This is a genomic window from Paraburkholderia sp. 35.1, from assembly GCF_050436525.1.
Classification (GTDB): Bacteria; Pseudomonadota; Gammaproteobacteria; order Burkholderiales; family Burkholderiaceae; genus Paraburkholderia; species Paraburkholderia tuberum.
Genome location: NZ_JBNDMJ010000002.1, coordinates 889,172 through 902,933 on the forward strand (window position 1 = coordinate 889,172; position 13,762 = coordinate 902,933).

13 protein-coding genes and 2 pseudogenes are annotated in these 13,762 nt (G+C 58.6%); 8 read left to right on the plus strand and 7 right to left on the minus strand.

The window, feature by feature from the left end; all coding sequences use genetic code 11:
• Window positions 1–153 precede the first annotated feature (153 nt).
• The 3 genes from OKW27_RS09960 to OKW27_RS09970 all read right to left on the minus strand — a co-directional run bounded on the left by OKW27_RS09960 (window position 154) and on the right by OKW27_RS09970 (window position 1,925).
• Window positions 154–543, minus strand: coding sequence for a VOC family protein (locus tag OKW27_RS09960; RefSeq protein WP_429333358.1), 390 nt, complete (start codon window positions 541–543; stop codon window positions 154–156).
• A gap of 321 nt (window positions 544–864) precedes the next feature.
• Window positions 865–1,167 (minus strand): VF_A0006 family four-cysteine protein, encoded by a 303-nt coding sequence (locus tag OKW27_RS09965; protein WP_184046296.1) that lies wholly within the window; start codon window positions 1,165–1,167, stop codon window positions 865–867.
• Between the two features lie 572 nt (window positions 1,168–1,739).
• On the minus strand, window positions 1,740–1,925 hold the full coding sequence (locus tag OKW27_RS09970) for a hypothetical protein (protein ID WP_090807524.1): 186 nt from the start codon (window positions 1,923–1,925) through the stop codon (window positions 1,740–1,742).
• 932 nt (window positions 1,926–2,857) lie between these two features.
• Here OKW27_RS09970 and OKW27_RS09975 point away from each other — a divergent pair.
• The 3 genes from OKW27_RS09975 (at window position 2,858) to OKW27_RS09985 (ending at window position 5,866) form a co-directional block, all read left to right on the plus strand.
• A complete protein-coding gene (locus OKW27_RS09975) occupies window positions 2,858–3,391 on the plus strand; it encodes a nitrilase-related carbon-nitrogen hydrolase (protein ID WP_429333359.1) in 534 nt (177 codons plus the stop codon).
• Window positions 3,392–3,558: 167 nt separating this feature from the next.
• On the plus strand, window positions 3,559–4,875 hold the full coding sequence (locus tag OKW27_RS09980; RefSeq protein ID WP_429333360.1) for a hypothetical protein: 1,317 nt from the start codon (window positions 3,559–3,561) through the stop codon (window positions 4,873–4,875).
• Window positions 4,876–5,209: 334 nt separating this feature from the next.
• Entirely contained in the window at window positions 5,210–5,866 is a 657-nt protein-coding gene (locus tag OKW27_RS09985) for a 2OG-Fe(II) oxygenase (protein WP_429333361.1), read from the plus strand.
• Window positions 5,867–6,109: 243 nt separating this feature from the next.
• Here the strand turns inward: OKW27_RS09985 and OKW27_RS09990 are convergent, their stop codons facing one another.
• Window positions 6,110–6,754, minus strand: coding sequence for a hypothetical protein (locus OKW27_RS09990; protein WP_090810246.1), 645 nt, complete (start codon window positions 6,752–6,754; stop codon window positions 6,110–6,112).
• A gap of 362 nt (window positions 6,755–7,116) precedes the next feature.
• Window positions 7,117–7,506, minus strand: a complete 390-nt coding sequence (locus tag OKW27_RS09995; RefSeq protein ID WP_429333362.1) for a winged helix-turn-helix transcriptional regulator — start codon at window positions 7,504–7,506, stop codon at window positions 7,117–7,119.
• A gap of 138 nt (window positions 7,507–7,644) precedes the next feature.
• On the opposite strand from OKW27_RS09995, the pseudogene OKW27_RS10000 reads away from it, so the two are divergent.
• From OKW27_RS10000 to OKW27_RS10020, 5 genes and pseudogenes are all read left to right on the plus strand, one after another.
• A pseudogene (locus OKW27_RS10000) lies at window positions 7,645–7,968 on the plus strand (glutathione S-transferase N-terminal domain-containing protein); the annotation flags it as partial.
• Between the two features lie 76 nt (window positions 7,969–8,044).
• Window positions 8,045–8,449 (plus strand): IS66-like element accessory protein TnpA, encoded by a 405-nt coding sequence (gene tnpA, locus OKW27_RS10005; RefSeq protein ID WP_090805423.1) that lies wholly within the window; start codon window positions 8,045–8,047, stop codon window positions 8,447–8,449.
• A gap of 32 nt (window positions 8,450–8,481) precedes the next feature.
• Window positions 8,482–8,790 (plus strand): IS66 family insertion sequence element accessory protein TnpB, encoded by a 309-nt coding sequence (gene tnpB / locus OKW27_RS10010; protein ID WP_429332363.1) that lies wholly within the window; start codon window positions 8,482–8,484, stop codon window positions 8,788–8,790.
• 30 nt (window positions 8,791–8,820) lie between these two features.
• Entirely contained in the window at window positions 8,821–10,377 is a 1,557-nt protein-coding gene (gene tnpC / locus OKW27_RS10015; protein ID WP_429332362.1) for an IS66 family transposase, read from the plus strand.
• Between the two features lie 64 nt (window positions 10,378–10,441).
• Window positions 10,442–10,759, plus strand: a pseudogene (locus OKW27_RS10020) (glutathione binding-like protein); the annotation flags it as partial.
• 398 nt (window positions 10,760–11,157) lie between these two features.
• Here the strand turns inward: OKW27_RS10020 and OKW27_RS10025 are convergent.
• On the minus strand, window positions 11,158–12,081 hold the full coding sequence (locus OKW27_RS10025) for a proline dehydrogenase family protein (protein WP_429333363.1): 924 nt from the start codon (window positions 12,079–12,081) through the stop codon (window positions 11,158–11,160).
• Between the two features lie 608 nt (window positions 12,082–12,689).
• On the minus strand, window positions 12,690–13,739 hold the full coding sequence (locus OKW27_RS10030) for an NAD(P)H-dependent flavin oxidoreductase (RefSeq protein WP_429333364.1): 1,050 nt from the start codon (window positions 13,737–13,739) through the stop codon (window positions 12,690–12,692).
• Window positions 13,740–13,762: the final 23 nt, after the last annotated feature.

Genomic DNA, 13,762 nt, shown 5'->3' on the forward strand with positions numbered 1-13,762 from the left:
TTAGAGCTTGCCGCTCCTTAGGTCAATGTCAGTGAGCGGCCGCTTTCGAGAGCCACTGTCGAGTGACGGCTTGTGGCCGGAGTTTGCCTTTTACGCGACCGGGCGACTTGCTGCAAAGCGGTCGAGCTGGCGTCGAATTGCATTACGCATGCATCATGAGGACCATGCCGAGTTTTGCAAAACGATTCGATAGCCGTCGTGATCCTCAAATGTTCTACCTGACACATCCCAATAAGGGTTGAGCGACGTCACGCAAACAAATCCGCTCTCGGCGAGGCGATCGCAAGTCGACCGCCACTCAACTCGATCCGGGGCGTAAAACACCAGCAAATCCTCACGTGTCGGTGTTGGCGCTACCGGATGTTCGCGGCACTGTGTGAACTCGAAGTGATAGTCCATGCCGGAACGTCCGAGCATCACCCCATCGAACCCCTGATGGTCTTGAAATTTTGCCAGCACAACCAGGCTGAGCGCGGCGCAATACATGCTTTCTGCCCGCGTAAGGTCACTGACAGGCCTGGCGATTCTGAGATGTGATTGCATCGGGCTTTGTTATCGGGTCGTTGGCCAAGAGTGTCAGAACATCGATCCTCAAGGATACGTCGAACGAAAATTGTCGCCAATTCTCGCCGCTTTGCCGAGTGACCGGTTGTGGCCGAACCCGGTCCGACGATGAGCTGACGGCGTGCTCCGCCATTGATGCCTCGGGTCGGGCAGCAGTCGGACCCGAAGCGGACCTTGGCATTTTCCGGAAGCAGCCGTTCGTGCCAGTGTCTCGCCACGTCTCCACGGGGCGAGGTCAATGAACGCAATCGAAATTAAATCTTGCGAATCCCAGGGCTGCAATCGTCAATGGCGTCCGTCCTACATCTGATTTTGACGTCGGCATGCATGCAGTATCTCGTTGACCGCAAATGCTCCTCTCACGGTCTGCACATTTTGCAGGACACACAGGTGATACGCTCTTTCGCGCGGCAAAAGCATTGCGCCATTTCTGTAAATCGCGTCGCACGAGTTGCTGATCTGGCGAGCCGCAAAGCTGCTCTGACTGTTTCCCAACGAATGCAGAATGCATTGATCGTAGTCTGGATTATCACTACCGTACGCTAGGGCCGAGAGCGGGGTGGCGAGCGTGATCGAGAGAAACAGATAGGCGAGTTTGAGCATGATTGCGACCAAGACTCAGGGATATAACGGCAGGCAGTTACCGATTATCAGCGATTCAGGCGTCAGTGTCGAATGACCGGTGGTGGCAGGGCCGAGTCAAACACTCGGCCCACCTATGTGAATGCCTCAGACCGACCCTCAACGGCCAATCGCGGTGCGCGCTCTCACTCGCAGAAAACTGACCGTTCCGTACGTTCAAGTGGCATTTTCGGGAACAACTATTCGACTTAGCCGCCGCTGGCCGGTCGCCACACCGACGGCGGCTTAAGCCAACAAGGTGCTGGGACCTGCGTCGTCATGGTGTTTCGCGTCCGCGGTCCGCGTGGGAGTCCGTTGTTTTGCGAGGAGAAAAGTTGAGCACGCCTGGTGAGGAACCGGAAGCCTAGTACCTCATCGATCGTGAACAGGAAAACGGTCGTAATGCCCTCAGAAAGAATGCTCACGCTCACAACAACCCGTCGAATTGAAGCGGAACGGTCGGTATCGGGGCAGCGCAGATAAAGTCACCGGACGCGAATTTAAAGAGGCCCCTCGTTGGAGGGGCCTTGATCTACGAAATCACCGTGTTTCTGTTAGTACGTCACAGAAGTCCCACTGCCAGTGAAACTGTGCTGGGTAGGAGCGTCATTTGCATAGTCGGCGACGGCCTGGATGATGTTCACGATCTGCTGCGGCAACCTGCCGCCGCTGACGGCGGCCATTGCAGTACGATCCATCTCAACGGCTACGGGGAGGTCTTTGATTACCAGCGCGTTCATTTCGATTCTCCAAGGGTAAATTAGTCAGTCAGGAATGTCAGAGCTTGTTTTGAGGGTGTAGATACTCCTCGATGAGGATCAAGGCAAAGTGCGTGCCAAACGGTGGCACCGCGGTAAGCGATCACACAACTAGTTGAAAATATTGGATTTTTAATGACGACCAGTGCGAATTGGTAGACAGACATGCGCGCTGCGACCGGTGGGTCGGATCCAACTCTCCGTCTGGCGCTGTGGGTTAGATCGCGACACATGCGGTCCGCCTCCGTATTCCGTGTTTGTACGATGTCCTCGAGGCTTAGAACCCGATCGAAGCCTGACGACAATGAGTCTGTCGCACGGTCGCTGAGGGAAACGCCGATTCGCTCCGCGGCTTTCCTCGTTTCAATGACGGGAGACGCTGTCAGTCAGCGAGACATTGCCCGGCTCTTCGATGTCTATCTGCACAAGCCGTTCTCCTGCGAGGCACTCATGCAGGTCATCGAAGACGCTCGCTGCAGCAGCGATGCGAATACTCGCCAAGCCGCCTGGACTAACTGTTGTCGACGGAAGCGCACACAACCCATGGTCGGAGGTTCAACGGCAAGCGTGCCCCACTACACAGGCAAATCCAGCGTCGAAAGGCTTCTGCGAGCCGTCTGTGCATACGGCGAATGGCATATAGCAGGGAGTACCGCCGCGTCTAAACTGAAATTGCCGCCACATCACGATCACGACTTTTCTCTGCCCACATTCCGACGTGTCTGGGTCCTCCGGCGCAGTTGCCCGACTCGACGAATCAATCCACCTGCCTTTGTCATCCGCTGAAAAGGGCGTAGTGACGGGCTGACGGGCGTTCAACGATGTGAGATCTGAACGATGGCCAAAAAATCTATGCGCGCACCAATTCTCGCCCTTTAATAAAGTGAACTAACGCCTTTGAACCGGAGGTCAGAATGGAGCAAGTTCTGCGTGCAGCGGTCATGCAAACGGGATCGGCCATGTTCGATGTCGAACGAACGCTGGCCAAGCTCGAACGGGACGTAGTCGCGGCCGTCGAAATGCCGCTTTTGCGCATGGCCATGTACGCGAAGCGAATACAGATTTATTGCGCGCCGACAGCGGACAGTCGGCCCACCTGGCTTGCTTCAATGCAGCACATTGCGATGGAAGGCCGCTGTTTTGTGCTCTCTGCGTGTCAGCATTTACGGCGTCGCGATGCGCCGGACAACTATGCTGCCGTCCAGGGCAACAATCCGGATACCGTTCTCATGCGTGGCGGCAGTTGCATAGTGGGACCACTAGGAGAGGTGCTTGCCGGGTCCGTGTTCGATGAAGACGCCCTGCTTGTTCACGAACTGGATCTCGCTGACCTCGCAAGGGGAAAATACGACTTCGATGTCGTAGGGCACTACGCACGTCCGGATATATTCCGCCTCCATGTAAATGAGTCGGTTACCCCACCCGTCGTTTTTGAGCAGAACCGTTGATTGCGCCTCGTCGGGCTGTTTCTCCGAAACGGCCTCGCACGGATGCCTAACGTCGGTCGCGACATCACCGAGGACATTCGGTCTCAGTATGCATTTCATTGCGGCACTTCACCGTGCCTTCCTGAAACAAGCGAATGATGCCCGGTTCTCGGGCGATGGAGGACGCTATGTATTCCTTGTTGCCAATATTGGGACCTGATCCTGACGCCCCCGTGAGCGCGGAAGCATACTCATTGGGTAATGATGGTCAGGCAGCCGGAACCACATTTGTGAACGACGAGGGGCAATCGCGGCCGGTTGGCGCGCAATGGCTAAACGGCTGGCTTACCTCTACCCTTGCGCCTCCGAATCACACGACCCTCTGGGGTATCAACGACGGCCTTATCGCTGTGGGCAGCATGTCAACGAACAACTACGCAACCGAGTCCGCCATCATCGTCGACGCCGGGAATGTGACTGACCTCTCGAACCTGGTCGCGCCGATCTCATGGGCGGCCGATGTTAACGATCAGGGGGTCGTTTGCGGCGGCGGCACTAACGGAGAGGGTTTCCTGTACAGCGTGCCCGCAAACCGTCTCGTTGCCACTGTTCCGGCGCTTAATCTTGCCGTGATAAACAACCAGGGAGAAGCAGTTGGCTTTAGTGATTCCGGGAAGCCGGGAGTACATAGCGTCGCGAGCGGCACCACAAAGATGCTGGATGCGATGGAAAGCGCGTACGGCATTAACGACGCCGGGGTAGCCTGCGGAGCAGCCGGCACGCCGCCCACATACAAGGCCGTTCCGGGAACGTGCGACACACGGCAGGCGACGCCGGTCTTTCAGCCTATCCCGCTGCCCGCTGGAGCAACCGAGGGTACTGCAACGGCAATCAACAACAGTGGTGATGTGGTCGGCAGTTGCGTGTTTGACGATCCGTCGTTAAACAACGGCTTTCATTTTGGAGCTTTTCTCTATCAAAACGGAACGACGACGCTTCTGGACAAGCTGATTTCGGATCCCGGATGGCATCTGGAGGTTGTGTTCGATATCAACGCTAGCGGACAGATCATCGGGATGGGGAAGCAGAACGGCACTGTGACGGCTTTCATGCTGTCACCCACGACGAGCTGGCCATGGTGGCATTTTCCGTTGCCGGTACTTGTAGGGCGCCTTCTCGGGGGTGTGGCCGATGACGCAGGTGGTTCGCTAGTTCTTGGCGGAAGACCGATTCCAATCGATCCGTGGGGCCCCTGGCTGCAACTACAGCCGGAAAAGCGCGATGCGCTCATTGCACTGGCGATCGACGAGATCGCGAGTTCTATCTTTGACGAAGCGACCCGCGTGCAGGTGCGAACGACGTTGGTTGAAGCCGCAACCAGCCGCCTGAAAGGTATGAATGTCAGATGCGGTCGAACCGGACCGCGGCAAACCTTGAAACGAAACGCGGAGATTCCCAGAAAGCACGGGCTTCCAGTGAGCTGGCTAAAGAAGTTTGGCCGCTAGCGTCAACCTGGCGGATTCAACCGGTCGATGCAACAGCTCGATCGAATCGTTCAGCCGGTGTTTCGCAATCCAGGGTCTTTCGTGGTCGCTCGTTCAGCCTTCGTCCCACTCGTGTAGACTGCGCGGTTGTCCCAACAGATCGACCACCTCGACCCGGCTCTTCCTCCTGGGTCCGGCGTGTGTCAATGCCCGCGTTCGACGCGCCCCCGACAACGCTTGATGGTTTTGACCAGCTGGTAGCAGACCCGAGCGAGTACTCGATCGAGCCGCCAGCGGAAAAACAAATAAAACGGATGCATTTCTGGAACACCCCCTGATTGAAGCGGAAATCGAATTGCTGGTTGATTGCCTGATCGGCGACGCCGCGCCGGACGAGGCAATCGATGTCGCGTCGAATTCCCGATCCAGCGAATTCGACATCGCGACACGCGCGCTCGCCGTCGACGGCTGGTGTGTCGTGTCGAACTTTTTGTCACAGAGCGAGACGCAGGCCTTATCGACCGAATGCATGGCCATGCACGACGCGCAGCTGCTGACACCAGCCCGTGTGGGGGCCAATCGCGCTGCCACACTTTTGCGCGGCGATAGCACGCACTGGTTCCAACCCGACGCGCTGAGCACGCGGCAGCAGGCGTTCGCCGATCGCATCGACGCGCTACGGAACGCGCTCAACCGCGACCTGTTTCTCGGTCTGGTCGATAGCGAATCACACTACGCGGTATATCCGCCAGGTGCCGGATACGCACGCCACCTCGACTGCCTGCGTAACAGCGACAGCCGCGTGATTTCCGCTGTGTTCTACCTCAACGAAGCGTGGCAGGACGCCGAGGGCGGCGCACTGCGGCTATACCTTGCCGATCAGTCTTATCACGACGTCTTTCCGCGCGCCGGAACGCTGCTCTTGTTTCTCTCGGCGGAGTTCGAACACGAGGTGCTGCCCGCCACGCGCGACCGCTTGAGCATTGCATGCTGGATGAGGCAGCGGGTGTAAGCCGAACCGCGTGCGCATCTGTGGTTAACGTCCAGGATCGCGCCCTTTCGGATCAGCTTGACAATCAATTGCCGGATTTCGTTAGTGCACAGTGCGGCATGGTGCCGATGGCATACGCGCGAAGCCAACGCCGAGTCACGACAATGTGGCCGAGCTCGGAAGCTCAATCAAGCCGTGAGCCCTCCTTTCGCCCCCGTCACCCCGGGTGCAGCAGACGCGGGAACAGAGTCCCCAAAAAGTAGCTCAGTGTTGAAGATTTTCCTCGCAATCTTCCCAGTACCGAAGCGGGTCGCGATGTTGTGGATAGTGTAAGTTGAGCCACTCTGACAACCTGGCCCAATCGGGATGGTTGGTACCAGTTTGAGCCGACCAGATCGACGACCTCTCAAGTACTTGACCGTTCACGCGATCACGGACGAGCAAGCTGCCCAGTCCGCTTGAACTGTTCGTCTGTGACTCAACCAGATACCGCGGCAGAATCCTGAGCTCAGCATCCTCGGCCCACCCGTATATGGCGCGGACCACGCCGGACGGATCTCGCAACTCTATGGGTCCGCTTTCCGGGCGAACGGCTGTCCAACCTTCAGGAAACTCAGTGACAACCTCGTTTTTACCTTCCCTTACCCACTTCGCGCGCCATGCCCTCGCCATCGACTCGCGCATGCGAGATACCGACTCGTAGGCAGCAGGCAACTCGATCGCCATCGGAAGAGTAATGAGGTTGTCTTTCCAGAGTTTGGCTTCGTCGTCGACGCGCTCGACCTCGTCGAACACCCCTGCATCGAATGGGTTCTCTGGCCGGCTCGATACTTTCACGTTCCCATTAGGCAGACCCTCGAAAAGGCGCTCAGCATCATGGCGGGTAAGTTTCGTCTTTCCTTTCTTCATTGGGCTCTCTGCAACAAGGTTGTCGCTAACGCGTAGGCCATAACGACCGAAATCGGGCGCCACTTCCTCTCACGCGCGTTTGAAGATGCTCACGCTCCTATTCTGCGCTATTCGCATGGTATACCGGCTTGCGCGGCGGCAATGGCGCGGCTTATGCCGCCGCTCCTGCCGCCGGACATCAGACGGGTCGATCCTCGCACAGGATCAGAGGATGAGCGGACGGGCGTCTATCGACTTCTCGCGAAGTCTCCTTCTACCACAGCGGTTATCGAATGGAAGGAGGTGGCAGAATCCGGGCAAGTGAACTGCCGTACACGACCCTGAGCAGCCCCTCGCCTTTGCCAACAACGGACGTTCGGAAATCAAGTACTGTTCGGAGGCGCAACTGCTTGTGTTTCCTCAAGAGATTCGAGCGCTGGACTTTCAGGTTCCAGTTCAGGGCGGGTCTTAAGCCAAAGTCCAAAGTCGCGCATGACGTCGACGACAGGCTTTAGCCGCTGCCCATCCTCGGTGAGTTGGTACTCCACCTTTACCGGCACTTCGGCGAACACTGTCCGTTGGACAAGGCCGACCTGTTCGAGTGCACGCAAATCAAGCGTCAACATGCGCTGCGATATTCCCGGGACATCCCTGCGCAGATCGTTGAACCGCTTTGGCCCATTCAGCAAATATGACACCAGCAGCAGGCGCCAGCGACCACCCAGCAAGCGCATTGCCTCTTCAACTGAACACCCTGTTGCGCTTATCTTCATTGCTTTTTCCCGCTTAAGTATATTTTTTGTACCTATACCACAAAATTCTGCCTTCTTCTCTTTTTATCCTCGATGGGCGATATTAGTTTCCACCCCACAAACGTGGCGGTACATGTTTTCGGTCATGAGGAAAAACGCATGAAGCTATATCACGCACCCGGTAGTTGCTCACAAGCGATTTGCATCGTCTTGCAGGAAACCGGGTTGAATACGGAAATCATCAAGGTCAATGCCCGCAAGCATTTATTGGATGACCGAACTAGCTACTACGATCTTGCCGAACTGGGATACGTACCGCTCTTGCAGCTAGACGATGGTACGTTTTTGCGTGAAGGACCTGTCATCGCGCAGTATCTTGCCGATCAGCGCCCCGAGTCGGGATTGGCACCCGCCCACGGCACGAGAGAACGCTACCAAATGCTTGAATGGCTCAATTTTCTGACTTCTGAAGTTCATAAAGGCTGTAAGCACCTCACGACGACCGTCGTAGACGACGGCGAGAAGCGACATCAAAGTGGTGCCCATCATTTTCGATTTGATGGACATCACTGTGACAGAGTCGGAAGCCAAGCCGGGTAGCCGCAAGGGACGCCCGAATTATGATCCCGAGTTTCGACGCCGGCTTGCGGCCGCGGCATGCGAGCCTGGTGCGTCGGTCGCGAAGCTGGCGCGGGACAATGGCATCAATGCAAACATGCTGTTCACCTGGCGGCGTCGCTATCGCGAGCAATTGCAGGCGGAAACGACGTCGCTGATTCCCGTGGCGGTGGTCCATGAAACGCCGCCGCAGCGCGTGACGATGCCCTCGGATGCAGGGGCCGTCGGCAACCGGACTACACGAGCCGGGACAATCGAGATCCGGTTCGGTGACCTGGTAGTCAAGGTGGACGGCATCGTCGACGCCGACACGCTACGCGTCGTGCTGGGCAGCGTGCGATCGTGATCTCTCTTCCCACGGGTACACGCGTCTGGCTGGTGGCAGGCGTCACCGACATGCGCTGCGGATTCCAGGGGCTGGCGGCGAAGGTGCAGACGGCGCTCGAGGACAATCCGCTGAGTGGCAACGTGTTCATCTTCCGGGGCCGGCGCGGCGATCTCGTGAAGGTCATGTGGGCGACCGAGGACGGGCTCTGGCTTCTTGCGAAGCGGCTTGAGCGGGGCCGCTTCGTCTGGCCGCAGGCCGATGGCGGCAAGGTCCATCTGACGGCGGCGCAATTGTCGATGTTGCTCGAAGGCATCGATTGGCGGCAGCCGCGTCGCACCGCTGCACTGTCGATGTTGTAAACCGAGCAGAAGACTCGTAAACTGCGCCGCATGTCGAACGGCGCCGAACTTCCTGACGATGTTGCAACCCTGCGAGCCTTGCTGGTCGAGGCTCGTGCCCAGCTTGCCGAGCGCGATCTGGAGATCGAGCAGCTCAAGGCGCAGCTCGACAAGCTTAGGCGTATGCAATTCGGGCGCAAGTCCGAGCAGTTGGACCGGGAGGTTGCACGGCTCGAAACCGCGCTCGAGGACTTGACGGGCGAGCGCGGCGTCTCTGATGTGCGGCGCGCCCGCCAATCAAGCGCGAGCACGCCTGTGGGCGACGCATCGCCGAAAGAAGCGCTGCCGCCGCATCTGCCACGCGAAGAACGCGTACTCGACGCCGACGCGACCTGCCCGAAGTGCGGCAGCGCCATGCAGCCGCTCGGAGAAGACGTGTCCGAGCAGCTCGCCCGCGTCGCGGCAATGTTCAAGGTGATTCGCACGATCCGGCGCAAGACGGTCTGTCCGTGCGGCCACCACTTCTCGCAGCCGCCGATGCCCGGCCTGCCGATTACGCGCAGCATCGCCCATCCGAGCCTGCTGGCCGACATCGTCGTCTCGAAGTACGCTGACCACGCCCCGTTGTACCGGCAGTCGCAGATTGCCGCGCGCGACGGCGTGAAGCTCGACCCGGCCAGCATGGGCCGCTGGGTCGGCCAGTGCGAGGCCCTTTGCGATGCACTGACCGAGGCACTGCGCCGCTACACGGTGGCACCGTCGAAGCTGCACGCGGATGACACGCCTATCCCGGTGCTCGAGCCGGGCAAGAAGAAGACGAAGACTGGGCGCCTGTGGGTGTATGTGCGCGATGACACCCGTTCGGGCTCGACCGAACCGGCCGCAGTGTGGTTTGCTTACTCGCCGGACCGCAAAGGCATCCATCCCCAGACCCATCTGGCCGGATTCGAGGGCATCCTTCAGGCCGACGCCTACAGCGGCTTCAACGAACTGTACGAGAGCGGCAAGATTCGCGAGGCTGCATGCTGGGACCACGCGAGACGGTACATATACGACGTGCATGCCCGAACGCCTACCGAGGCGACCCGGGAGGTGCTCGAGCTGATCGGTGCACTTTACGGCATCGAGGCGGACATCCGCGGCAAACCCGCCGCTGAACGGCTGCGCGTGCGGCAGGAGAAAAGCGTGCCGCTGCTGGCGACCATCAAGACGTGGATGACGGACAAGCTCGCAACGCTGTCGAAGAAATCCGAACTGGCCAAAGCGATCCGTTACTCGCTCAACCAGTGGGATGCGCTCGTGCTGTATTGCGAAGAGGGCCGTGCCGAGATCAGCAACGCCCTGGCGGAAAACGCGCTGCGCTGTGTGAGTCTGGGCCGCAAGAACTTCCTGTTCGCCGGCTCCGACAGCGGAGGCGAGCGGGCAGCCGCGATGTACGGTCTGATCGGCACATGCAAGCTCAACGGGATCAACCCGCGCGCCTACCTCGAATACGTCCTGACCCATATCGCTGACCATCCCATTAACCGCATCGACGAACTGTTGCCCTGGAACGTGGCCACGAAGCTGCCTCGGCAGTCTGGCCCATCGGCGTCTGCTGACACGTAACCCGATTCCCGATCATGCCTCACGCGGGCGCCGCGTTGCGGACGGCCGTCGCGAGGTGCTTACTAAAGGCTTCATCCCATTGCTCTATGCTGTCGCGGCGGGCAGATGGGTCGATACCGCTAGGCCAAAGCTCGAAAGCAGGTACGAGTGGATTAATCAGCAACTCGCTGGGAAGCAGTTTCTAATGGGAGACGTTTTCACCATCGCCGACGCCTATCTGTTCGCGCTAACGGGCTGGGGTAAGGCTACATGGATGCAGTCCGTGTACAACGCGAACGTTGATTTCAGTTTGCACCGTCACCTGCAGGCTTGGTACGAACGTGTCAGGGATAGGTCAACGGTCCAGCGCGTCCTGAGTGAAGAGGGATTTCTAGACAATTGAAGCGTGATGCCGGATGAGTTCTCGGTCGACTCCTTCTTTCGGCAGACGCAGGTCGTAAATTGTCAGCGATCTTACCGAGGGCGTCGACCGTCCGTTCCTGGCCGACTGCTGCCTGCTGGCGTTCAAGGCTGGATTGCGTCGCCGCCGAGGATCTGCATCAGAGTCTTCGCGTTACGCTGCCCTTGGTCCTCGTAATTGTTGTTCTCTACACCGACAACCGTTACCGGCGACGACGGAGGGCAGTGAACGACCCCACAACGGCCGTCCGGACTTATCGAAAGTGGCCGTTCGAAACATAGACCGCGCTAGCGGCGGGCCGGGGCTTTACGGTCATCCTCGATTAACATCGAAGCGGGATCAACGATTCGGTCGGTCCCGCTCCGCTCGCTCTGCCGAAACTACCACCCCGCTCGCGCGCTACCTATCATCGTCGCCACGATATATCCCGCAATGCGCGGATTCTCCTTGATTCGCCGGGTGCTGTAGCCATACCAGTCATGACCGTATGGCACATAGACGCGCACGTTGAAACCTTGCGCAAGCAGAGCGTCGCGCAGCGGTTCGCATATCCCTAGTAGCATCTGGAACTCGAATCGTGACCTGTCAATCCGCTCGCGGGGCAGCCAATCGATCAGCGCATCTATCAATTGAGCATCGTGCGTTGCAATACCTACGAATGCCCCCGCCTGTATTGCGCTCGAAACGTGCCGAACGAAGTGGGTATTGATAGCAGCACGGTCTCTCGATGCGCCGTCAACGAGATGCTCGTTTGCCTCTGCATAAATTCCCTTGCAAATGCGCATTGCGCTCTTGCGTGCCTGCAGCGAGACAATGTCCGTGTTCGTCCGCGTCAAATATGCCTGTAGTGCGATACCAACTGGATACCCCTCGGCTTCGAGCCTGCAGAAAGCGTCGAGCGTTTTCTGGGTGCAACTGACGTCCTCCATGTCGATGCACGCGCTGATTCCGTGCGGCGCCGCCGCCCGCAAAATCTTCGAGACACGCGCCAGGCACGCGTTTTCGTCGAGATGCAGCCCCAGCGCGGTTAACTTTATGGACAACTCGGTGCGCATATTTTCGGCACCGAGCGCCTGAACGAGATCGAGATAGTCGCGAGTCATCGACTCTGCCTGATCCAGAGAGGACGCAGTCTCGCCCAGGACGTCGATGGTCGTTCGGAAGCCTTTTGTGTCGAGCACGTGGATGCGCGCGAGGGCGTCGGCCAGCGTTTCGCCGGCAATGTAGCGGCGAGAAATCTTACGGATCAGTGCACGAGGAACGAGCGGGATGGCGCGAGCCGCCATCGTATTGAAAATACGCATGTTGTGGTCTCATGAAAATGCAATCGCACGAATCTAGAGGCAAAAAAATCGATTCGAGCGACATCACCGGACTGTTGTTCACAGGCCCGGGACGAACGCCAGCGTGGATGCAATTACCGCATCGACACAGGCTTTCAGTGCATTTTCGAGGGAGGCCAGGCAGCTGCGTGCATTGTTCGAATAGAGGTTTATACGGTTAACCGTGGGGCGGATCAAGGCCTGCTTTCGTTACTTCAGTTCGGCTCCGCGATCGTAGCACGAGCGAAGGAGCGCTGGTCGTGAACCGGTGAACGATCTTGGCCGACCTCTGCTTGACGACTATCGGCAGAAACCGACCCACAGTACACCCTCAGCTTTCTCGATCACAGACATTCACGAGGATCACGTCGACAGCTGCTAGGCTACCGGGTGTCTACCAAGGTCACACAGTCTCCACGGACCGGCATCTCGTTGCGGCCGCAGAGAAAAGCGGATAGGACCGGTCCGGATCGTACCCACAGTTGAACAAGACGCGTTGTCTTTAGAACCTGTGTGGCGCCGGACGAAAGCGCTGTGAACGGCGTCTGCACGCGTATGCCCGGATCCTGGCGCCTCTGGCTCACACTCTCCTACAAACGAAGACCGGACGCGCATTTCAGCGCGTCCTCCCAGAGCCGCAGTGTCAAAAGCCCGGCATCCTCCTCGCGCGCCAATGCTGCCGCTTCGCCCGCCCAGAGAAGCGAAAAATCGCTGTATCCACTTTTCTCGAACGCGACGCGAAGCGGATCCACTGCACCGGTTGCCAGCGGAAATGTCGGTGCGACCGCGCTCATCGGTCCTTGTTCGCGCATGAAGCGGGTCATCAATCCACGTGCCGGCCGACCCGTGTAAAGATTAGTCAGCCGTGTCATGTCGTCACGCGCGGCACGCAAGGCTGCGCGGTGAACGCCGGACCTGCCAGCCTGAGGCGTCATCAAGTAGGCCGTTCCCAACTGCACGGCACTCGCGCCAAGAGCAAAGGCTGCTGCAATCCCCCTTCCGTCGGCAATCGCGCCCGCTGCGATAACAGGTACGCTCACCGCGTCCACGATCTGCGGTAAAAGCGCAAATAAGCCCGGTTGCGCAGTGATATCGGTGGTGAGGAACATGCCCCGATGGCCGCCGGCCTCTGCGCCCTGCGCGATGATGGCGTCGACACCGCGACTCTCAAGCCAGCGCGCCTCGTCGACCGTCGTCGCGGAAGACACAATTATCGCACCGGTACATCTCACCCGCGCAAGCAGGCCGTCGTCAGGCAGCCCGAAGTGGAAGCTGATCACAGGTGGCCTGGTCTCTTCGATTACATCGCACATGGACTCATTGAAAGGCGCTCTGCCCGGTCCTCTTTGGGCAGCGGACAAATCAAGGCCGACTTCCCTGTAATAGGGGGCGAGTAATTCGAGCCATATCGCTTCAGCTTCCTCATCCAGGCTCGGCGAGACATGACAGAAGAAATTCACATTGAACGGAGCTGACGTTTCCGCGCGAATTGCGCCGATCTGTTCGCGCAGCTGCGCAGGAGTGAGCGCTGCACAACCAAGCGAACCTAGGCCACCTGCCTGGCTGACCGCAATTGCAAGGGGGCTCAGAGAACCGACCATCGGAGCTTGAACAAGAGGAATGCGGGAAGGGAGTGTCATTGTCTCGTCTGCAAGAAGGCTAA

Bases quoted from the DNA above. Each gene is read 5' to 3' on its own strand.
- OKW27_RS09960 (WP_429333358.1), bottom strand. From the start codon at position 543: ATGCAATCACATCTCAGAATCGCCAGGCCTGTCAGTGACCTTACGCGG.
- OKW27_RS09965 (WP_184046296.1), bottom strand. From the start codon at position 1,167: ATGCTCAAACTCGCCTATCTGTTTCTCTCGATCACGCTCGCCACCCCG.
- OKW27_RS09970 (WP_090807524.1), bottom strand. From the start codon at position 1,925: ATGAACGCGCTGGTAATCAAAGACCTCCCCGTAGCCGTTGAGATGGAT.
- OKW27_RS09975 (WP_429333359.1), top strand. From the start codon at position 2,858: ATGGAGCAAGTTCTGCGTGCAGCGGTCATGCAAACGGGATCGGCCATG.
- OKW27_RS09980 (WP_429333360.1), top strand. From the start codon at position 3,559: ATGTATTCCTTGTTGCCAATATTGGGACCTGATCCTGACGCCCCCGTG.
- OKW27_RS09990 (WP_090810246.1), bottom strand. From the start codon at position 6,754: ATGAAGAAAGGAAAGACGAAACTTACCCGCCATGATGCTGAGCGCCTT.
- OKW27_RS09995 (WP_429333362.1), bottom strand. From the start codon at position 7,506: ATGAAGATAAGCGCAACAGGGTGTTCAGTTGAAGAGGCAATGCGCTTG.
- tnpA (WP_090805423.1), top strand. From the start codon at position 8,045: ATGGACATCACTGTGACAGAGTCGGAAGCCAAGCCGGGTAGCCGCAAG.
- tnpC (WP_429332362.1), top strand. From the start codon at position 8,821: ATGTCGAACGGCGCCGAACTTCCTGACGATGTTGCAACCCTGCGAGCC.
- OKW27_RS10025 (WP_429333363.1), bottom strand. From the start codon at position 12,081: ATGCGTATTTTCAATACGATGGCGGCTCGCGCCATCCCGCTCGTTCCT.
- OKW27_RS10030 (WP_429333364.1), bottom strand. From the start codon at position 13,739: ATGACACTCCCTTCCCGCATTCCTCTTGTTCAAGCTCCGATGGTCGGT.